This is a genomic window from Actinacidiphila sp. bgisy167, assembly GCF_057707665.1.
Genome location: NZ_JBYIQP010000006.1, coordinates 75,356 through 95,547 on the forward strand (window position 1 = coordinate 75,356; position 20,192 = coordinate 95,547).

Consider the following 20,192-nt stretch of genomic DNA (forward strand, 5'->3'; position numbering starts at 1 on the left):
GCGCGACGGACCCCGGCCGCGGCCGGGATATGTCATGGACCATGAGCGGCAGCGGAGAACCATCGCCGAACAGGGGGCCGGGACAGCCGGGGAAAGCACAGGCATCGCCACGATGGCGCCGTGCCTTCACCGCCGGCGCCCCCGCGGGTCCCTTCCGTCCCGAGTTCTGGCGCAGCCCCATCCGCGGGCCGTGGCTGACGTCGGTCTTCGGCCTGGTGCTGCTGTTCGGCATCCCGGTGATGTTCGTGACCGGCGCGCTCTCCTACGCCGCCTACAACCCGGACCTGGGTCCGACCAACGACCAGACGCCGGACAAGGGACTGTTCGGCTTCTACCTCTTCGACTGGCCCACCGATCCCGCCTGGCTGTACCGGCTGACCCAGGGCGTGCATGTGACGCTCGGAGTGGTCCTCGTGCCGGTGGTGCTGGCGAAGCTCTGGTCGGTGATCCCGAAGCTCTTCGTGTGGCCGCCGCTGCGGTCGCCGGCTCACGCGCTCGAACGCTTCTCGCTGCTCCTGCTGGTGGGCGGTGTCATCTTCGAGTTCGTGACCGGGATCTTCAACATCCAGCTCCTCTACGTCTTCCCCGGCTCCTTCTACACGCTGCACTTCTATGGCGCCTGGGTGTTCATCGCCGCCTTCGTCGTCCATGTGAGCCTCAGACTCGGCCGGATGCGGCGCGCCCTGCGCAGCCGCGATCCGATCCGGGAACTGCGCACCGGGGTCGCCGGCACCCGCCCCGAACCGCCCGATCAGGACGGCCTGGTGCCCGTCGCGCCGGCGTCCCCCACCATCAGCCGGCGCGGCGCGGTGGGGATGGTCGGCGCCGGATCGCTGCTCGCGCTGGTGGTCACCGCGGGGCAGAGCATCGGCGGCCGGCTGCGCGACACGGCGCTGCTCGCGCCGCACAACCGCGAGCCGGGCAGCGGCCCGAACGGCTTCCAGATCAACAAGACGGCCACGTCCGTCGGTGTCACCCCGCGACTCGTCGGCCCCTCATGGCGGCTCGAGGTGCGCGGCAGCGGACGGACAGTGGTCCTCACCCGCGAACAGCTGCTGGCCATGCCGCTGCACACCGCGGCCCTGCCGATCGCCTGCGTGGAGGGCTGGTCGACCACCGACCAGCAGTGGGAGGGCCTGCGGCTCGCCGACCTCGCGGCGCTCAGCGGGCTGCGTGACGCCGGCAGCGTGCTGGTGGAGTCCGTCCAGCCCCCGGGCCCCTACAGCTCGGTGATGCTGCGGGGAAACCAGATCCACGACCCGCGGGCCCTGCTGGCGCTGCGGGTCAACGGAGCGGACCTGTCCTTGGACCACGGCTATCCGGCACGTGTCATCGTCCCGGCCAACCCCGGGGTCAACAACACCAAGTGGGTCCACCGCCTCACCTTCCGGACGTGATCATGCTCCGAAGCCTGCGCTGGTACGGTGCCAGTCCCCTCCACCTCCTCGTCCTCCTGTGCTCCCTCGCCGTCACCGGGTACGCCTGCGTCCGCCTGTTCGCGCAGCGGCCCGTGGAGGTGGCGATCTGGCTGGTGGGCGCGGCGATCCTGCACGACCTCATCCTGCTGCCGCTGTACTCGCTCGCCGACCTGTCGGCCCGTTCCGTCCTCCGCCACCGGGTCCAGGACACGCCCGCGCTGCCCTGGATCAACCATGTGCGCGTACCCGCCTTCCTGTCCGGCGTCCTGCTCCTGACCTGGTTCCCCCTGATCCTGCGGCTGTCCGGCCCCTACGAGGCGGCCACGGGGCTCTCCGACGACGTCTACCTCGGCCGCTGGCTGGCCGTCACCGCCGTGCTGTTCGGCCTGTCCGCCGTGGTCCTCGCCGCCAGGCTGGGCCGGGCCCGCCGACGGGCGCGGGGCGGCGGGAAGCGGCCCCCTGCGGGCAGCGGTCGAGGATGACCTCCTTCGTGCGAAGGCTTACGAACCGCTGACGTGACGGCGTCGTGCGGCCGCGGGCGGGGCGGGCGGCCGTACGGTCGTCGCATGTTGATCCTCGTCACCGGAGGTGCGGGCTTCATCGGCTCGCACGTCGTCACCGCCCTCAGCAGCGCCGGGCACGAGGTGCGCGTGCTCGACGCACTGCTGCCCGCCGCGCACCGCACGCCCCCGCCGGTCCCCGACGGGGTGGACTGGAGGCACGCCGACGTCCGCGACGCCTCGGCTGTCGCCGAGGCCCTGCACGGTGTGGACGCCGTCTGCCATCAGGCGGCGATGGTCGGACTCGGCAAGGACTTCGGCGACGCACCCGCCTATGTGGGGTGCAACGACCTGGGCACCGCGGTGCTCCTGGCCGGCATGGCGGAGGCGGCGGTGGGCGCCCTGCTGCTGGCCAGTTCGATGGTGGTCTACGGCGAGGGACGCTATGAGTGCCCGGCGCACGGCGTCGTGGAGCCGGGGCCGCGCGCGGAGTCCGACCTGAGGGCGGGACGCTTCGAACCGCCGTGTCCGAGGTGCGGCGAACCGCTGGCGCCCGGACTGGTGGCCGAGGACGCCCCGCTGGACCCGCGCAACGTCTACGCCGCCACCAAACTGACGCAGGAGCACCTCGCCTCCGCATGGGCTCGCGCGGTGGGCGGACGGGTGATCGCGTTGCGGTACCACAACGTGTACGGGCCGGGGATGCCGCGCGACACCCCGTACGCCGGGGTCGCCTCGCTGTTCCGGTCCGCGCTGGAGCGCGGTGAGGCGCCCCGGGTGTTCGAGGACGGCGGCCAGCGGCGCGACTTCGTCCACGTACGGGACGTGGCCGGGGCCAACCTGGCCGCGCTGGACGGTCTGCCCGGGCTGCCGGAGGGGACCGCGCGGGCGTACAACGTGGGCAGCGGCGAGCCGCACACGGTGGGGGAGATGGCCGCCGCCCTGGCGAAGGCGCACGGCACGAGGACGCCGGTGGTCACGGGCGAGTACCGGCTCGGCGACGTCCGCCACATCACCGCCTCCTCCCGCAGGCTGCGGGACGAACTGGGCTGGAAACCGCACGTCGGCTTCGCCGAGGGGATGGCGCGGCTCGCGACGGCTCCGCTGCGTGACGGCTGATCCGCCCGCCCGTCCGCCCGCCGCCCGCCCGGGCCCGGACGGTGCGGGCGCGCCCGGCACCGGTGGGGACGTCAGGCGGCGGCGGGCAGACGGACCTCGAAGCGGCAGCCGCCGGGGACGTTGCGCACCGCCGCCCGCCCCTGGTGGGCCTCGACGATGCCCCGCACGATCGCCAGCCCCAGACCCGCACCGGCGGGCGGGGTCCGCGCATCGGTGCCGCGCCACCCCGTGTCGAAGACGCGGGGCAGATCCTCCGCAGGAATGCCGCCGCAGCCGTCCGTGACGGACACGACGACGCTGTCCGACTCCCGGTGGGCCGAGACCGCGACGGTGCCGTCGGCCGGCGTCCGGTGGATGGCGTTGACGAGGAGGTTGGCCAGGGCGCGGGTCATCTCACGGCCGTCCACCTCCACCGGGACGGGTTCGACGCCGTCCCCGACGATCCGCACGCCGTGCGCCTCGGCCGTGGCGGCGGCTCCCGCCAGCGCGTCGCCGACGAGGTCGTAGACCGACATGCGGGTGGTGCTGAGGGCGAGGACACCGGCCTGGATGCGGGAGAGCTCGAAGAGGTCGCCGACCATGCCGGTCATGCGCGCGACTTCCCTGCGGATGCGGGCGTGGTAGACGGCGGGGTCCGCGGCGATGCCGTCCTCCAGGGCCTCGGCCATGGCCTGCAGCCCGGCGAGCGGGGTGCGCAGGTCATGGGAGATCCAGGCGACCAGTTCGCGGCGGGATTCCTCCAGGGCCCTCTCCCGCTCCCTGGAGGCGGCGAGCTTCGCGCTGGTGGCGGCCAGCTCCCGGCCGAGCTCGGCGAGTTCGGCGGTGGGCGCGGCGGCGGGCGGGGTGAAGCCGCCGTCCTCGCCGAGGGCGCGGGTGGCCTCGGCCAGGGCCCGGCTGCCGCGGACCACGCCGCGGCCCAGCGTGAGCGCCACCGCGAGCGACACGACCGCCGCGACGGAGCAGACCGTGGTGACGACCCACATGTCGTGGTCGGAGAGGAACATGGCCCAGGCCACGAGCATGGTTCCGGCGAGCATCGCCGCGACCGCGACCGCGGCCACCACCGCCAGCGACAGCGCGACCGAGCGGTGGCGCAGCAGCCGCAGGGCACCCGTGCCGAGCAGGCCGGCGCCGGCCGCGCCGACGGCCGCATAGGCCACGATGAGGACGGCGTCACGCACCATCGCCGGCCTCCTTCTCCGCGGCCGGAGGGTCGAACCGGTAGCCCACACCCCACACGGTGCTGATCAGGCGGGGGCGCGCGGGATCCTCCTCGATCTTCTCGCGCAGGCGGCGGACGTGGACGGTGACGGTCGACAGGTCGCCGAACTCCCAGCCCCACACCCGGTGCATCAGCTCCTCGCGGCTCATGGCCCTTCCGGGATGCCGCAGCAAGAAGCGCAGCAGGTCGAACTCACGTGCCGTCAGGGAGAGGTCGGTCCCGTGGCGGGTGACCCGGCGGGCGTCCGGGTACAGAGCGAGCGGGCCGGCCCGCAGCGCCGCCGCGGCCGGGGCGGTCCGGCCCGCCGGCTCTCCCGCGCGGCGCAGCACCGACTCCACCCTGAGCACGAGTTCGCGGGGGCTGAAGGGCTTGGTGACGTAGTCGTCCGCCCCGACCTCCAGGCCGAGGACGCGGTCCGCCTCGTCGCCGCGTGCGGTCAGCATGATCACGGGGAGCGGGCCGCCGGCGCGCAGGCGGCGGCAGACCTCGAGGCCGTCCATGCCGGGGAGCATCAGGTCCAGGACCACCAGGTCGGGCGCCCGGGCAGCGGCCAGGGCCACGGCGGTCGGGCCGTCGCAGGCCACGTCGACGGCGAAACCGGCCCGGTTCAGGTAGCCGACGACGACCTCGGCGACGGTGGCGTCGTCGTCCACGACGAGTACGTGCTTCACGCCACCGAGTCTCGCACCCGCGTTTCGGCCGGAGGTGGGAGCGCTGGCGGGACGTCAGCGATCCGTAAGACGCCCAAGTCCCTTTTGCCGCTTTTGTGCCCGTAGGGTGAGTGGGGTGATCGAGTCCTCCTCCTCTCCTTCCGCCGCCGTGGACGTGGTGCTGCCCTGCCTCGACGAGGCCGAGGCCCTGCCGTGGGTGCTGGACCGCATCCCGCCGGGATGGCGCGCGATCGTCGTCGACAACGGCTCCACCGACGGTTCGGCGGACATCGCCCGCGCCCTCGGGGCGCATGTCGTCCATGAACCCCGGCGCGGTTTCGGCGCCGCCTGCCACGCGGGCGTCACCGCCGCGACGGCCGACGTCGTCTGCGTCTGCGACTGCGACGCCTCCCTCGACCCCGCTCTGCTCCCCGCCGTCGCCGGTCCCGTCCTCGACGGCGCGGCCGACCTCGTCCTCGGACGCCGCAGGCCCGTGACACGGCGCGCCTGGCCCTTGCACGCCCGGCTGGCCAACGTGGAACTCGCCCGTATGGTCCGCCGGCGCACCGGCCTGCGCCTGCACGACCTCGGACCGATGCGCGCCGCCCGCCGCGAACCTCTGCTCGCCCTCGGCCTGACGGACCGTCGGTCGGGATATCCGCTGCAGATGGTCGTCCGCGCCGCCGACGCCGGCTGGCGGGTGCGGGAGACGGACGTGCCCTACCGGCCGCGCACGGGCCGCTCCAAAGTGACGGGTACCTGGCGCGGCACCTGGCAGGCGGTACGCGACATGCGCTCCGTCCTCGCCGAACCGGTCGCGGTCGGCGCCGGAGCGGGCACCGACGCACCCGAGCCGGCGGCCCCCTCCCGGGGCGCCGGGCGGTGACCGCCCGTCACCCGGCCCCGCCGCGGGCCACGCTGCTGGTGATCGCCAAGGAACCCGTCCCGGGACGGGTCAAGACACGGCTCACCCCGCCCTACACGCCCCGGGAAGCGGCCACCCTCGCGGAAGCCGCGCTCGCCGACACCCTGCACACCGTGCTCGAGGCACCCGCGCGGCGGCGCGTGCTCGTCCTGGACGGCGCCCCCGGTCGCTGGCTGCCGCCCGGTTTCGATGTCGTGCCCCAGGAGGACGGCGGCCTCGACGAGCGGATCGCGGCCGCCTTCGGCCACTGCGACCGCGGACCGGCCCTCCTCATCGGCATGGACACCCCGCAGCTGACGGCGCGGCTCCTCGCCGAGACCGCAGGCGCAGGCCACGACGCCTGGTTCGGTCCGGCCGAGGACGGCGGTTTCTGGGCGCTGGGGCTCGCCGATCCCGGACTCGCCGCGGCCCTGGTGCGGGGCGTGCCGATGTCCACCGAGCGCACCGGGGCGGCACTAAGGCGCCGGCTCGTCGAGGCGGGTCTCACGGTCCGCGACCTGCCGGTGCTGCGGGACGTGGACACCGCCGCCGACGCCGCCGCGGTCGCCGCCTGCTGCGCACCCGGCTCGCGCTTCGCCACCGCGCTGCACTCGCTGAGCGGAGAGCGCCGGTGAGCGCCGCGCCCGGCGGTCCGGACCCCGCCCTCGCCGGAAGGACGGCGCGGACGGCGGCGCCGTGGACCGGCCGGACCGTGCCGGCGCGGCCGGCGGACCTCGGCGTACCGCCGCATCCGGACACCCGGCCGGACCCGTGCCTGCCGGGCGAGCCATGGACGGACGACCCCTATGCGCACGCCATACGCACCGGTCGCGGCCCGCTCTTCCTGCGGCGTCTGTCGCCGGTCTCGCCACCGCCCGGCGACGGGGGCTCCGAGAACTCCGGGGATTTTGGGGCGGACGGGGAACTGCTGCCGCTGGACATCGAGCGCTGGTGCGCCGCGGCCGACACCGCCGACACCGCCGTCCTGGACCGCTGCACCGGTGCCGTCCTCGACGTGGGCTGCGGGCCCGGACGCCTGGTCGCGGCCCTCGCCGCCGGGGGTGTCCGGGCTCTCGGAGTGGACGTCAGCCCGGCCGCGGTGGCCCGCACCAGGCAGCGCGGAGGTTCCGCCGTGCGCCGCTCCGTCTTCGACCGCCTGCCGGGGGAGGGCCGCTGGGACAGCGTCCTGCTGATGGACGGCAACGTCGGCATCGGCGGCGACCCGTTCGCCCTCCTCACCCGCCTGCGCGCCCTGACCGCGCCCGGTGGCCGCCTCCTGGCGGAGGCCGCGCCGTACGACGCGGACGAGCGCCTCGTCGTCCGGGTCGAGGACGGCCACGGCCGGCACGGCCGCCCCTTTCCCTGGGCCCGACTCGGCGTCACCGTCCTGCTGCGCACCGCGGAAGGCGCGGGGTGGGTCGCGGCGGGGCGCTGGACCGCCGAGGGCCGCTCCTTCGTGGAACTGCGCCGCCCCCGGACAGGACGGCGCGACAACTCTCCCACGGCCACCGGAAGGCGGCAGCGGCCATGAGCGACACCGCCCCCGCACCGCCCCGCATGCCGCAGCCGCCGCCCGTGCGTCCCGGGACGTCTGCGCACCGCGTACCGGCCCGTGTCCGCGTCATCGCCGTCGTCCTCCTCCTGGCCGCACTGACCGCCGTCGTCGTCTGCACCCTGCGAGCGGACGACGGGCAGGGCGGCCCGGGCCGCCTGCTGCCGGCCGGATACGCCGTCGCCTGGGCGCTGTTCGCCGCCTCCGCGTGGGCCGTCCGCACCGTCCCGGCGCGCGCCGCGACGGGGCTGGTCCTGGCGGGAGCGGCCGCCGTGGCGCTGGCCGGCCTCGCCGGACCGCCGCGCACCAGCACCGACATGTACCGCTACGTCTGGGACGGCCGCGTCCAGGCAGCCGGGATCTCCCCGTACGCCCGTCCGCCCGCCGCTCCCGAACTGGCCAGGCTGCGCGACGGCTGGCTGTTCCCCGCCGAGGACTCCTGCCGGGGCTGGGGACTGACCCGGACGGACAGCGGCCTGTGCTCCCGGATCAACCGCCCCACCGTCCCGACCATCTATCCACCGGTCGCCGAAGGGTGGTTCCTCGCCGTCGACCTCCTCTCCTCGCCCGGCGACCGGCACAAGCCGCTCCAGGCGGGCGGAGCCCTGCTGGCGTTCGGGACCACCGCCGCCCTGCTGGCGGTGCTGCGCCGGCGCGGCGACCCGGACCGGGCCCCTGCGCGTGCCGCCCTGTGGGCCTGGTGCCCCGCCGTCCCCTTCGAGGCGGTCGACAACGCGCACATCGACACCCTCGGTGTCCTGCTGGCCGTGCTGGCCCTCGGCACCGCCACCGCCGGGGCCCGGCGGGGCGCGTTGCTCGGTGCGGCCGCCGCCGTGAAACTGCTGCCCCTTCTGGCGCTTCCCGGCGCTCTCTCGGGGGAGCGCGGGGCGGGCCGCGTCCTGCGCACGGTGTCGGCGGCGGCGGCCGTCATCGCGCTCGCCTATCTGCCGTACGCCTTCGCCTCGGGCGCGGGCGTCCTGGGCTACCTGCCCGGCTACCTCGCGGAGGAGGGCTACCAGCCCGACGCGGTGCGCCGCTTCGCCCTGCTGCGTCTGCTGCTCCCGGACGCCGCCGCGGGGGCGGCCGCCGGCGTACTGATCGTCCTCGCGGCCCTGTACGTGTGGCGACGGGGCGACCCGGCCAGGCCGTGGCGCGGCGCCCTGATGCTGACCGGTACCGCGCTGCTGCTGGTCTCGCCCAACTACCCCTGGTACTCCCTGCTGCTCGTCGGGCTTGTCGCGCTCGACGGGCGCTGGGAGTGGCTGACCGTCACCTTCGCGGGCACCGCGCTCTACCTCGGCGGTCCGCTCCTGCCGGGCTTCCCCCTCCAGGCGGTGACGTACGGCACGGCGGCCGTGTGCGTCGCGAGCGGCGCCTGGCTGCGCACCGCCGCCGCACGACGACTCCTGCGGAGGAGCCCGCGCTCCTGAGAGAGGCCGCGCCGGGCCTGCGCGGCGCCGGGGCGGGGCGCGGGCGGGAACCCCGGCGGCGGGCGGACCTCCCACCCGCACGTACCGTCACCTGAGGCGGCCCAGCGCCTCCCGCACGCGGCGCACGTCGCGCAGACGCCGCTCGTACGTCGCCCCGATCCCCAGCAGGAGGACGCCCGCCAGGGCGAGCGGCACCCAGCGGGGTACCGCGCCGAGGGCCTGGGCGAGGTACGGAGCCAGTTCGTGCAGCGCGTCGAGCGCGAGCACCGCCGAACCCAGCAGCAGCGGCGCGGCCAACCGGTGGCGGGCACCGAGGAGCAGTACCGTGAGCGAGGCCGCGCCCAGGCAGAGGGGGCGGCCCCAGCCGGGGTCGCCCCAGGCGGCGGCGAGGCTCGGCAGGAGGGTCGCGGCGAGCCCCGGGGCGTAGGCCGCCCAGGACGAGAACGCGGGGTCGCGGCGCCGCCGCAGGGCGCCGAGGGCCAGGGCGGCGACCGTGACGGGGAGGGTGTACGCCTCCGGGGCGCCGACCCCGGACGCCGCCAGGCGCACCCAACTCGCCGCTGTCAGCAGGCAGGTCGCCACGTATCCGAGCCACCGCCGGTCGGCCCGCAGCGCCGCGACGGCCGCTGTGAGGACGCCCGTGAGGGCGAGCGCGAGGGCGAGCAGCGCGGGGTCGTCGGCGACGAGGACGACCCCGAGGAGGGCGGCCGCGTGACCGGGGTCCTCGAAGGGGCGACCGGGGGCGCGCAGGGCGGCGCTCTGGGCGGCCGCGGCGATGGCCAGGAGGGTGAATGCCGCCGCGTGGGCGGGCAGTCCGATCCAGGCGAGGCCGGCCGCGCAGACGACCGTGGCGGCGGCGGTCACCGCGCGGGTGCGTGCCGCCGCGGCGTACAGCGCGCCGAAGCAGGCCAGCAGCACGGCGAGCACGGTGAGCGTCGCCGTGCGCTCGGGGTGGACCCAGGCGACGGCCGTCGCGGCGAGCCCGCACGCAGCCGCCAGGGCGGTCCAGGCGAGGGCTCTGGCGAGGGCTCTGGCCGACAGCGCGAGCAGGGCGGCCACGACGACAAGCCGCAAGGGCAGCGGGCCGGGCACGCACACGGCGAGCGCCGCCGACACCAGGGCGCCGCAGGCGGCGACCGGGCCGTACGCGGTGCCGCGGTGCAGCCGCGCCGCAGCGGCCAGTTCGGCGGCGAACACCCCGGCCACCACGACCGCGCCGTACCGGCCCTCCCACGCGTCGGGCCTGAGCACGCCCACGGCCAGCGAGGGCAGCGCCCACAGCAGTGCCAGGGCGTGTACGGCGGCGGCTCCCGCCCCCAGCCCCGCGGCCACCGGGCGGAGGCGGACCGGGACGGCGAAGGCCGCGAAGCCGAGGACGAGCGCCGCGCACACCAGGTACCCCGGCACGACCCAGCCACCGGGCACAGCGGTCCGGGCGAGCCCGCCCACCGCGCCGACGACCGTGAGCGCCACGCCCCCCGAGAGCGTTCCGGCCACCGCGGCGGGCACGGTGCGCCGCAGCGCGACGGCGAGCGCCACCGCCGCGGCGCCCAGCAGCAGCGCGCCGGCGCGCAGGGCCGCACCAGCGTCGGCGGCCGAGAAGGAGAGTCCGCCCGCGGTGAGCAGCCCTGCCGCCCCGACGGCCGTGCCGGCGCAGGCGGCGGTGATCCGCGTGCCGCGTCCGCCGGAACGGAGGGCGGCCACCGCGTCCAGCGCGGCCGTGACGAGCAGGGCGGAGGTGACACCGTAGGCCGACTCCGTGGCCGACGCCCACAGCGGCAGGGGGAGTTGGCCGATGAGCACGGCGAAGGGCGCGGGCAGCGCGAGCCGCCCGAGCGCCTTCCCGTACCCGGCCCAGAGGGCGGTGACGACGGCCAGGGACACCGCCGCGTAGCGCAGCCCGTCCGTGCCGGACAGGGCCACGCGGTGCAGCGCGTACGCGTCGAGCAGCAGCAGGACGAGGCCCAGGCAGGCGACGACCTCGGCCGTCGCGGTCAGCCCGCGGCGCAGCAGCAGCGCCGGCGCGCCCGTCGCGGCGAGTGTCAGCGCGGCAAGGACGGCGGCGCGGCCGCCGATGCCGAGGTGGCCCCAGCTGATGACGGTGAACGCGGTCGCGGCGACGGCCAGCAGCACTCCGCCCAGGGCGAGCAGCAGGTTCTGCACCGCGTGCGGCGAGGCCTCCCGCCGCGGCGCGGCACCCCCGGGCGCGCCCGGACCGCGGCCCCAGGCCGCGCCCGGCCGCCCGCCCCGCGGTGCGGGCGGCTGCGGCGGCCGCAGCAGCGCCAGCAACTCCCCGCGCCGCACGAGCAGGCGGCCGCGTTCGGAGTCGAGCCGCAGCAGTGCCCGGTCGGTGGCCCGCAGTTCCTCGGCGACCGGGCCGGTCAGGGGCAGCGCGCAGCGCGGGCACGCGGGCGGTGGCGCCGTCGCGGGCAGCCAGGTTCCACACGCGGGGCAGCGGTCGTGCGGCGGGGGCGTCGTCTCCATGGCTCGGAGTGTGACGCGGCCCACGCACCCGGGCATGCGCGCCGGTACTCATCTCCGGCTTGAGTACGCACACTGACCCCATGGACTGGAGCCGTTACCGCTTCCGCAGCCTGTGGCGGATCGCCGCCGCACCCGAGGCCGTGTACGCCCTCCTGGAGCGCCCGCACGAGTACCCGGCCTGGTGGCCCCAGGTCCGCGAGGCGCGGCGGACCGGTGCGAGCTCCGGCGCCCTGCGCTTCCGCTCGCTGCTGCCGTACGACCTGTCCGTCACCGCGCACGAGACGCGCCGGGACCCGCAGGAGCGGGTCCTGGAGGCGGCGCTGTACGGGGACCTGGAGGGGTGGGTGCGGTGGACGGCGGCCGCCGACCACACGGGCGGCGGCACCCGGCTGCTCTTCGAGGAGGACGTGGTCGTCAACAAGCCGCTGCTGCGGCGGCTGGCCGTGCCGTGCCGCCCGCTGCTGCGGGCCAACCACGCCCTGATGATGCGGCAGGGGCGGCGCGGCATGGCCGCCGCCCTGCGCGCGCAGGGCGCACCCGGCGCGGAAGCCGTTTGAACGCAGCCGCCCGCGCCCTGTATTGTTCAGGTCGTCCCGGGCGATTAGCTCAGCGGGAGAGCACTTCGTTCACACCGAAGGGGTCACTGGTTCGATCCCAGTATCGCCCACCCTCACGAAGGGCCGGTCCATCACGGACCGGCCCTTCGCCGTGTGACCGGGCCGCACGACGCGGTGCCGTACGACGCGGTGTCGCACGACGCGGTGCCGCACGGCACCGGGCGGCAACTCCCCGGGCGTGACGCGGGGGAGTCCTACGCCGCGGGCTCCTCGGGGGCCCGTGCCGGCGACGGTCGCAGCGGCCAGGCCGGGTCGACCCGCTCCTCGGTGCCGCTGCGGGCGAACCACGCCTGCAGCCCGCGGGCCTGGCCCGCGTGCCAGAGCGCCTGCCGGGCGTGCAGTTCGGCGGGCAGCACCTCGCCGATCCGCGCGGAGAAGCGGTGCCCCAGCACCCGTACGAGGGCGAGCGCGGCGAGGGCGTCCGCCGCGGCGTCGTGGGCGTCGGTCAGGGCCACACCGTAGTGGGCGCACAGGTCGGTCAAGGTGCGGCGGCCCTTGCGGTAGCGGTCGAGGTGCTTGTCCAGGACCCGGGGGTCGAGGACGCGCAACGGGCCGCGGACCAGGTAGGCGTCGAGCGCCCTGCCGCGATGGCGCCTCAACTCCCGGTCGAGCAGCGTCAGGTCGAAGGGTGCGTTCATCACCACCAGCGGCACCCCGGCCGCGGCCAGTTCGCCGAGCGCCCGGGCCACTTCCTCCACCACCGGGCCCGGACGGCGTCCGTTCGCGCGGAGGTAGTCGTCGTCCAGCCCGTGCACCGCCCGGGCCCCTTCGGGTACCGGGACGCCCGGGTCCACCAGCCAGCGGGTCGTCCGGACGGGTGTGCCAGGGGCGTCCTCGACCGCCAACGCCGCCGAGACGACCCGGTCGTGCTCCACGTCGACCCCCGTGGTCTCCGTGTCGAAGGCGGCCAGCGGGCCGTCGTACCAGTGCGGCATGGCGCACCTCCCGTGCGGTCGGGGGATCGGGCGGCCGACGGACGCCCTTACGGTACGTACCCGTGACCGCACGTCACCGAACCGCAACGGTTTGCGACTTGTCACTGGTGGGGATGAACTCCGCAGCGGGGATCGTCAGGATTCCCGGGCCCGGAAAGGCACGGAGAGCGATGGCGCTCGAGCAGCCAGGCCCGGGTGGGCTGCTGTCCGAGCGGAACACACCGCTGCGCGGCGGACTCGCCACCACCAGCTGCATGGAAACCCTCCAAGTGGGATATCTGCACGCGGTGGCGGCCGCCGCCGGCTGCTCGCTCGCCCAGCCCTTCCCGGACAACGGCATCGACTGGCACATAAGCCACAGTTCGCACGGCCACGGAGTGGACGACGAGGTCACGATCAAGGTGCAGCTCAAATGCACCTACCAGGTCGCCCCGCGGCCTGCCGGTCCGAGCTTCGCCTTCACTCTCGACAACGAGCACCTGGTGAAACTGGCCCGGACCCCGGTCTCGGTGCACAAGATCCTCGTCGTGATGCTCGTGCCGCGTACTCAAGAGGAGTGGCTGCGCGCCGGCCACGACCGCCTGGAGCTGCGCCACTGCTGCTACTGGACGAACCTGGCCGGCCACGCGGTGACCGGCAGGCGCAAGACCACCGTGCGGATCCCCACCGCGCGGATCTTCGACGACCGGGCCCTGTGCGAGATCATGACGCGGGTCGGGGCGGGAGGGAGGCCCTGATGAGCCGGACGTCCGACGACGCAATCGTCCCGCCCGACCCCGAGCAGGTCGACCCGGGCGTTCTCGTCGCCCTGCTCGCCCGGCACGGCTGGCGGCGGCGCGGGGGCGCCCCGGGCCGCTACACCCGCTGGACGCCGCCGGGCGATGGGGAGTCCATGGCGCGGACCAGCCTCCTGGTGCCCGAGCGGAGCGTCCCGGGCGCCGCCCGCTACGCCGACCACTCCGAGCTGCTGGGTGAGGCCCTGCACGCGCTCGCCCGCTGCGGCGAGCCCTCGGCACGCGAGGTGCTGACGGCGCTGGCCGTCCCGGGCGACGAGATCCGCTGGCACCGCGAGCCGCCACCGGCCGCGGGCGCGGCCGTGCCGTGGACGGCGGCGGAGCAGCTGCGCGCCGCCGCGCGGGCCATGCTGATGTCCGCCGCCCGCGCCGAGCAGGACCGCTTCGGCTACTTCGGCGCGCGCCACACCGGGCACGCCGCGGCCCTGCTGGAGCGGGTACTGGTCGGTGACGCCCCGGGCCACCGGCTCACCGCCTATGTGCCGGTCACCGAGGGGCGCGGCACCGTGGCCACGATGCTGCGGGCCCTGCAGGCCACCCGGGACGCCGTGGACTACCAGCGGGCCACCGGCCGCATGGAGGCTTTCGACGCGGCCGTCGGCCTCGGCGTCTGCCACGAACTGGCCGATTCCCTGGTTCGGATGGTGCGCGGCACCGAGGGCGTGCTGGTCAGCCTCGCCTGGGCCCCCGCGGCCGGCCCGCCCACGGGGTTCACGACCGTGCCCGAACCGGTCGAGTTCTCCCCCGGCGACCTCCCGGCGCTGGTCGCCGCCAGTGAGCGGTACGTGCGCGCCGAACCCCCGGTCGACGTACGCGTCACCGGCACCGTCACCAGGCTGCGCCGTCCGCGACCGACCGGGGGCGGCACCATCCGGCTGCGCGTCCTGGCGGGCGCCGACGTCCGGCACATACGTGTCGTCCTTCCCGAGGAGGGGTACCGCATCGCGGCCCAGGCGCACCTGGTCGGGCTGCCCGTCCGGCTCTCCGGGCGGTTGGAGCGCCGTACCGGCTTCCGCCACCTCACCCACCCCTCCGCGCCGGTTCCCGTCCACGTCGACGAGGCCGACCGCGACCGGCTGCTGAAGGCGCTGCACGGCGGAGTCGACACCTTCGAGGACTCCTTCGGCGGCTGACGGTGCCCGACGGCGGCTGACGGCGCCCGCCGTGCAGGCGGCGTCGCCCCCGCGGAGGGACCGGCGCCAATCGCTTCGCGGTACACCCGCGCGGCTCGGTAGGATTCAGCGGTGCAGCATTCCGCTGCCGGATTCTGTGGGACATACGTCAGGAGCAACCGGTGTCAGACGTCCGTGTGATCATCAAACGCGATTCCGAGGAGCAGGAAGAGCGGCTGGTCACCACGGGCACGACGGCGGCCGAGCTCTTCGACGGCGACCGCACCGTCGTGGCCGCGCGTGTGGGCGGCCTGCTCAAGGACCTCGCGTACGAGGTAGCCGACGGCGACGTGGTCGAACCCGTGGGGATCGCCAGCCCGGACGGCCTCGACATCCTGCGCCACTCCACCGCCCATGTGATGGCCCAGGCCGTGCAGGAGCTCTTCCCGGAGGCCAAGCTCGGCATCGGCCCGCCGATCAAGGACGGCTTCTACTACGACTTCGACGTCGAGAAGCCCTTCCACCCCGACGACCTCAAGCGCATCGAGAAGAAGATGCAGGAGATCGTCAAGCGCGGGCAGCGCTTCTCCCGCCGTGCCGTCAGCGACGACGCGGCCCGCGAGGAACTCGCGAAGGAGCCCTACAAGCTGGAGCTGATCGGACTCAAGGGCTCCGCCGCCGAGGCCGCCGAGGGCGCCTCGGCGGAGGTCGGCGCCGGCGAGCTGACGATCTACGACAACCTGGACGCCAAGACCGGCGAGCTGTGCTGGAAGGATCTCTGCCGCGGTCCCCACCTGCCCACCACCCGGCTCATCCCGGCGTTCAAGCTGATGCGCTCGGCCGCCGCCTACTGGCGCGGCAGCGAGAAGAACAAGCAGCTGCAGCGGATCTACGGCACCGCCTGGCCGTCCAAGGACGAGCTCAAGGAGTATCTGGACTTCCTCGTCGAGGCCGAGAAGCGCGACCACCGCAAGCTCGGCGCCGAGCTCGACCTGTTCTCCATCCCGGAGCAGATCGGCTCGGGCCTGGCGGTCTTCCACCCCAAGGGCGGCATCATCCGCCGGGTCATGGAAGACTACTCGCGCCGCCGCCACGAGGAGGAGGGCTACGAGTTCGTCTACACCCCGCACGCCACCAAGGGGAAGCTCTTCGAGACCTCCGGCCACCTGGACTGGTACGCCGACGGCATGTACCCGCCCATGCAGCTCGACGAGGGCGTGGACTACTACCTCAAGCCCATGAACTGCCCGATGCACAACCTGGTCTTCGACGCGCGCGGCCGCTCCTACCGCGAACTGCCGCTGCGCCTGTTCGAGTTCGGCACCGTGTACCGGTACGAGAAGTCGGGTGTCGTGCACGGCCTCACCCGCGCCCGCGGGTTCACCCAGGACGACGCGCACATCTACTGCACCAAGGAGCAGATGGCGGACGAGCTCGACAAGACGCTCACCTTCGTCCTCAACCTGCTGCGCGACTACGGTCTGACCGACTTCTACCTGGAGCTGTCCACCAAGGACCCGGAGAAGTTCGTCGGCTCCGACGAGATCTGGGAGGAGGCCACGGAGACGCTGCGGAAGGTGGCGGAGAAGCAGGGCCTCCCGCTCGTCCCCGACCCGGGTGGCGCCGCGTTCTACGGTCCCAAGATCTCCGTCCAGGCCAAGGACGCCATCGGCCGCACCTGGCAGATGTCGACCGTGCAGCTCGACTTCAACCTGCCCGAGCGCTTCGATCTGGAGTACACGGCGGCCGACGGTTCCAAGCAGCGCCCGGTCATGATCCACCGCGCGCTCTTCGGATCCATCGAGCGCTTCTTCGCCGTGCTGCTGGAGCACTACGCGGGCGCGTTCCCGGCCTGGCTGGCCCCCGTCCAGGCGGTCGGCATCCCGATCGGCGACGCGCACGTGTCCTACCTGCAGGACTTCGCCGCCGAGGCGAAGAAGAAGGGTCTGCGGGTCGAGGTGGACGCCTCCGCCGACCGGATGCAGAAGAAGATCCGCAACGCGCAGCGCAGCAAGGTGCCGTTCATGGTCATCGTCGGTGACGAGGACATGGCGGCGGGGTCGGTCTCCTTCCGCTACCGGGACGGCTCGCAGAAGAACGGCATCCCGCGCGACGAGGCGATCGCCGAGATCGCCAAGGCCGTGGAGGACCGCGTCCAGGTCTGAGCGACCGGACGCACCGGGGCCCCGGAGGCTATTCGCCCTCCGGGGGCCCCGGTGCGTCGGGCCGCTCCTCGGGTCGGCGGAAGCTTTTGATCAGCCAGGACGAGAAGGACCCGACGACCGCGCCGATCAGGATCACGCCCAGGAACATCACGCCCACGGCGATCACCCGCCCGCGCACCGTCACGGGGACCAGGTCGCCGTACCCGGTCGTGGTGATCGTGGAGCAGAGCCACCACACCGACTGGCCGTAGGTGCGGATCTCCGCGCCGGAGGCGTACCGCTCGTCCGCGTAGACCTGCAGGCTCGCCGCGAAGCCGAGCAGCAGGGCGCTGAGCCCTGCGTAGGCCATGACCCGAACCTCCAGGGAGAGCCGCGGCCGCTGGTAGCGGTTCTGCATCTGTCCGTAGAACTGCAGCATGCGCAGCGGGCGCAGCAGCGGCATGAACACCACCACCAGGTCGAGCCAGCGCCGGCGGACGTACGTCCAGCGGTCCGGCGCGACGGCCACTCGGACCACGTAGTCCAGCACGAAGAGTCCCCAGGTCGCGAGGGTGATCAGGAGCAGTAGGTCCGACCAGCCGGGCGGCAGGTCCGGGACGAGCACGCGCACCGCGTACGTGACGAGGAACACCAGGGACGCGAGGGACAGCGGCACGCTGCCCCAACGCTCCCATTCACGCAGCCGCCGCTCGTCATCCATGGGCATGGGGCCAGCATCGGCCCCGCCGCCCGGAGTGCCCCCGGCGACACGCAGGGCGGGGACGACGCCATATGCTGCAAGGCATGACGAGTGAGCCGGAACTGCAGAACGGAGTGGGGACGCAGGACGCGTTCCAGCGCCTGTGGACACCACACCGCATGGCGTACATCCAGGGCGAGAACAAGCCGACCGGCCCCGGGGCCGGGGACGGCTGCCCCTTCTGTGTGATTCCGGAGATGAGCGACGAGGACGGGCTCGTCATCGCGCGCGGAGACGCCGTCTACGCGGTCCTGAACCTCTACCCCTACAACGGCGGCCATCTGATGGTGGTGCCCTACCGCCATGTCGCGGACTACACCGACCTCGACGGGCCGGAGACCGCTGAGCTCGCGGAGTTCACCAAGCGCGCCATGGTCGCGCTGCGCTCCGCCTCTGGCGCGCACGGCTTCAACATCGGCATGAACCAGGGCGCATCGGCGGGCGCGGGGATCGCCGCGCACCTGCACCAGCACGTGGTACCGCGCTGGGGCGGGGACACCAACTTCATGCCGGTGGTCGGGCACACCAAGGTGCTGCCGCAGCTCCTCGCCGACACGCGCAAGATGCTCGCCGACGCCTGGCCGGCCGGCTGACCGCCGCGCCGCGGCGTCCACCGCCTACGCGGCGGCGCCCGCGGTCGGTCCGGAAGCCGGGGGCGGGGCCGGTTCCGCCCCCCCGGCTCCGCCCCGTCCCTGACTGCCCTCAGCCCTGACGTCCCACCCCGCCGGGCCTCGTCAGTAGACGTCGACGTCGTCGGGCGAGGCGTCCTGCACCGTGTTGCTCAGGATGCCCGAGCGGTTGTCGAACTTCGAGACGTCGACGCCGTTCTCCGCCATGACGGAGATGGCCGCGGAGTGCACCGCGCGGAGCACCGGGGTGGCGGCGCGCAGCGCGTCGTCGGCCATGAAGCGGTGCGTCCACGGCGTCGAGGCCCAGCTGTGCCGCAGACCGAAGGGCTCGGGCAGGGTGATCTTGCCACCGAGGTGGTCGAGTATCTGGGGGAAGCGCGTCAAAGGGGCGCGGGCAGCGAGCCGGACCACCTCGTCGCTCCCTACGAGGGGCAGCTGCACCTTCTTCTTCTCCCAGAACTTGAGCGGGTGGGCCACCTCCTTCTCCTTGGCCTCCGGCGCCGTGGTGAACAGGGAGAGCACGGGGCCGAGGGCGTGCCCGGTCACCTCGACCCGCAGGGTGCTCGCCAGCACGGTCACGGTGACCATCATGGTGATCACCAACTGGCCGTCCCAGACCACGAACTGCACGCCCAGATAGTGCCGGTTGCCCTTGTCGAACTGCTGCTCGTTGCAGATCCGCTGGATCTCGAAGTCCCGGACGACGTAGCCGTCGACATCCGTTCCGGTGGGCCGGGTGATCTTCTTCGCGTCCGCACCGACATGGGAGACGATCCAGTGCTGCACGTGCGGCTTGGGGAAGCCGCCGGTGTGCAGGGGGCCGAGCTCCAGTGAGCGCAGCCTGCCGTGGATCGCCTTGATCACGTCCCAGCTGCGGAACGGGTGGATCTCGCTCAGGCCCTCGCGCGGGGTGAGTTCCTCGGCCATGCGCCAGGCGCCCCAGCGGGCGCCCATGCCGAGTATGCCCTTGTGGCCGGCGTAGAAGACCACGTTGCTCTGCTGCTCGGCGGAGAGCTTGGCCAGGTTCTGGCGCAGGGTCTCGGCGCGTGTCTGGTGGGGGTTGCGCGGCACGGCCTCGGGGATCTTGGCGCCGACACCGCTGCCGGAGACCAGGCCCGCCCAGCGTTCGCGCAGATCCTTGGCGGTCTGCTCGCAGATGCGCTGCGCCCAGAACCAGCCGAGCACCGGGGCCACCAGCATCACCCGCAGGTACTGCGACCAGAAGCCGGCGAGCGGCGGGTTGACGATGAACAGGAGGGTGAGGAAGCCGACCACGACGAACACCACCGAGCCGAGCAGCCCCGCCCGGGAGTTCTCGGGCTTCCGTATGGCGGCCCGCAGTTGGAAGGCGCCCAGCCAGATCAGCGTCCCCGGAAGGAAGAGCAGGCCGAACACGGCCATGACGGCCGTCAGCTTGGTGTCGCGTTCCTGGCGGATCCGGTTGGCGGCGAGGCAGTGCTCGACGACGGTCTGCGGCTCGGCGCCGAAGGACTGCACCAACTCGTTGCGTCCGGCGCCGAGCATCCGGTTCTGCACGGCGCGGGCGAAGGCCTCGCCCAGATTCGCCCGCAGCAGCTGGATCTTCGGCTCCGTGGCCGACGACACACCGTTGTCGGCCTCCGACAGGGCCTTCAGGGGGGTGTCGCGGTACGCGGCCGAAGCGAGCGCCTGGGTGGCTCCCGTCTGCCCGTCGGAACCGCTCAGCGGTATCTGCGCGCCCGGGCTCAGGAAGTCGAAACCGTCGGTCACTGCCGCCCCCTTCTGGTCCCCGCCCGCGCGGAAGTGAACCCGTCCCGGCCCTTTCCCCTGCCGCGGCGCCGCCACACCTGCGACACCGCCCACCCAGCGTATACGGGGCATGTGACATGCGTCATCGGCCCGGCGGAAGAAGATCGTCCGCCGGGCCGTCGACCTCCCGCTCG

At 74.1% G+C, this 20,192-nt stretch carries 18 protein-coding genes and 1 tRNA gene; 13 read left to right on the top strand and 6 right to left on the bottom strand.

The window, feature by feature from the left end:
- The first annotated feature begins 41 nt into the window (after positions 1-41).
- The 3 genes from AC3ET4_RS03990 (at position 42) to AC3ET4_RS04000 (ending at position 3,037) form a co-directional block, all read left to right on the top strand.
- Positions 42-1,397 carry a molybdopterin-dependent oxidoreductase gene (locus AC3ET4_RS03990; protein ID WP_431945917.1) on the top strand — a complete coding sequence of 452 codons (1,356 nt, stop codon included), beginning with the start codon at positions 42-44 and terminating at the stop codon, positions 1,395-1,397.
- A gap of 2 nt (positions 1,398-1,399) precedes the next feature.
- A complete protein-coding gene (locus AC3ET4_RS03995) occupies positions 1,400-1,900 on the top strand; it encodes a hypothetical protein (protein WP_431946038.1) in 501 nt (166 codons plus the stop codon).
- An 84-nt stretch (positions 1,901-1,984) separates the two neighbouring features.
- Complete coding sequence (locus AC3ET4_RS04000; protein WP_431945919.1) at positions 1,985-3,037, top strand: NAD-dependent epimerase/dehydratase family protein; 1,053 nt, start codon at positions 1,985-1,987, stop codon at positions 3,035-3,037.
- A gap of 71 nt (positions 3,038-3,108) precedes the next feature.
- Here AC3ET4_RS04000 and AC3ET4_RS04005 read toward each other — a convergent pair whose 3' ends face one another.
- Both AC3ET4_RS04005 and AC3ET4_RS04010 read right to left on the bottom strand, forming a co-directional pair.
- On the bottom strand, positions 3,109-4,221 hold the full coding sequence (locus AC3ET4_RS04005) for a sensor histidine kinase (protein ID WP_431945921.1): 1,113 nt from the start codon (positions 4,219-4,221) through the stop codon (positions 3,109-3,111).
- A complete protein-coding gene (locus tag AC3ET4_RS04010) occupies positions 4,211-4,930 on the bottom strand; it encodes a response regulator transcription factor (RefSeq protein WP_431945923.1) in 720 nt (239 codons plus the stop codon). The genes AC3ET4_RS04005 and AC3ET4_RS04010 overlap by 11 nt, the downstream gene beginning before the upstream one ends.
- Before the next feature lie 115 nt (positions 4,931-5,045).
- On the opposite strand from AC3ET4_RS04010, the gene AC3ET4_RS04015 reads away from it, so the two are divergent.
- Genes AC3ET4_RS04015 through AC3ET4_RS04030 form a run of 4 tightly spaced genes read left to right on the top strand, consistent with a single transcriptional unit; the run spans position 5,046 to position 8,795 of the window.
- Positions 5,046-5,795, top strand: a complete 750-nt coding sequence (locus AC3ET4_RS04015; protein ID WP_431945925.1) for a glycosyltransferase family 2 protein — start codon at positions 5,046-5,048, stop codon at positions 5,793-5,795.
- Complete coding sequence (locus AC3ET4_RS04020) at positions 5,792-6,448, top strand: TIGR04282 family arsenosugar biosynthesis glycosyltransferase (protein ID WP_431945926.1); 657 nt, start codon at positions 5,792-5,794, stop codon at positions 6,446-6,448. The genes AC3ET4_RS04015 and AC3ET4_RS04020 overlap by 4 nt, the downstream gene beginning before the upstream one ends.
- A complete protein-coding gene (locus tag AC3ET4_RS04025; RefSeq protein ID WP_431945928.1) occupies positions 6,445-7,344 on the top strand; it encodes a class I SAM-dependent methyltransferase in 900 nt (299 codons plus the stop codon). The genes AC3ET4_RS04020 and AC3ET4_RS04025 overlap by 4 nt, the downstream gene beginning before the upstream one ends.
- Positions 7,341-8,795, top strand: coding sequence for a glycosyltransferase 87 family protein (locus AC3ET4_RS04030; RefSeq protein WP_431945930.1), 1,455 nt, complete (start codon positions 7,341-7,343; stop codon positions 8,793-8,795). The genes AC3ET4_RS04025 and AC3ET4_RS04030 overlap by 4 nt, the downstream gene beginning before the upstream one ends.
- Before the next feature lie 87 nt (positions 8,796-8,882).
- On the opposite strand, the gene AC3ET4_RS04035 is transcribed toward AC3ET4_RS04030, so the two are convergent.
- The gene (locus AC3ET4_RS04035) at positions 8,883-11,279 is read right to left on the bottom strand and encodes an SCO7613 C-terminal domain-containing membrane protein (protein WP_431945932.1); all 2,397 of its coding nucleotides are present in this window, start codon (positions 11,277-11,279) and stop codon (positions 8,883-8,885) included.
- A gap of 80 nt (positions 11,280-11,359) precedes the next feature.
- Between AC3ET4_RS04035 and AC3ET4_RS04040 the strand changes: the two genes are divergently transcribed.
- Positions 11,360-11,836: an SRPBCC family protein gene (locus AC3ET4_RS04040; protein WP_431945934.1), complete on the top strand. Its 477-nt coding sequence runs from the start codon at positions 11,360-11,362 to the stop codon at positions 11,834-11,836.
- Between the two features lie 38 nt (positions 11,837-11,874).
- Positions 11,875-11,946: transfer RNA gene (locus tag AC3ET4_RS04045), tRNA-Val, on the top strand.
- 144 nt (positions 11,947-12,090) lie between these two features.
- Here the strand turns inward: AC3ET4_RS04045 and AC3ET4_RS04050 are convergent.
- Entirely contained in the window at positions 12,091-12,831 is a 741-nt protein-coding gene (locus AC3ET4_RS04050; protein WP_431945936.1) for an exonuclease domain-containing protein, read from the bottom strand.
- 170 nt (positions 12,832-13,001) lie between these two features.
- Between AC3ET4_RS04050 and AC3ET4_RS04055 the strand changes: the two genes are divergently transcribed.
- The 3 genes from AC3ET4_RS04055 (at position 13,002) to thrS (ending at position 16,902) form a co-directional block, all read left to right on the top strand.
- Positions 13,002-13,568: a DUF4365 domain-containing protein gene (locus tag AC3ET4_RS04055; RefSeq protein ID WP_431945937.1), complete on the top strand. Its 567-nt coding sequence runs from the start codon at positions 13,002-13,004 to the stop codon at positions 13,566-13,568.
- Positions 13,568-14,758, top strand: a complete 1,191-nt coding sequence (locus tag AC3ET4_RS04060; protein ID WP_431945939.1) for a hypothetical protein — start codon at positions 13,568-13,570, stop codon at positions 14,756-14,758. The genes AC3ET4_RS04055 and AC3ET4_RS04060 overlap by 1 nt, the downstream gene beginning before the upstream one ends.
- Positions 14,759-14,919: 161 nt before the next feature.
- Positions 14,920-16,902, top strand: coding sequence for a threonine--tRNA ligase (gene thrS / locus AC3ET4_RS04065; protein ID WP_431945941.1), 1,983 nt, complete (start codon positions 14,920-14,922; stop codon positions 16,900-16,902).
- Between the two features lie 28 nt (positions 16,903-16,930).
- Here thrS and AC3ET4_RS04070 read toward each other — a convergent pair whose 3' ends face one another.
- Entirely contained in the window at positions 16,931-17,608 is a 678-nt protein-coding gene (locus AC3ET4_RS04070; protein WP_431945943.1) for a potassium channel family protein, read from the bottom strand.
- Positions 17,609-17,673: 65 nt separating this feature from the next.
- Here AC3ET4_RS04070 and AC3ET4_RS04075 point away from each other — a divergent pair, with 65 nt between their 5' ends.
- Positions 17,674-18,234: an HIT family protein gene (locus tag AC3ET4_RS04075; protein ID WP_431945945.1), complete on the top strand. Its 561-nt coding sequence runs from the start codon at positions 17,674-17,676 to the stop codon at positions 18,232-18,234.
- 141 nt (positions 18,235-18,375) lie between these two features.
- On the opposite strand, the gene AC3ET4_RS04080 is transcribed toward AC3ET4_RS04075, so the two are convergent.
- Complete coding sequence (locus AC3ET4_RS04080; RefSeq protein WP_431945946.1) at positions 18,376-20,019, bottom strand: hypothetical protein; 1,644 nt, start codon at positions 20,017-20,019, stop codon at positions 18,376-18,378.
- Positions 20,020-20,192 lie beyond the last annotated feature (173 nt).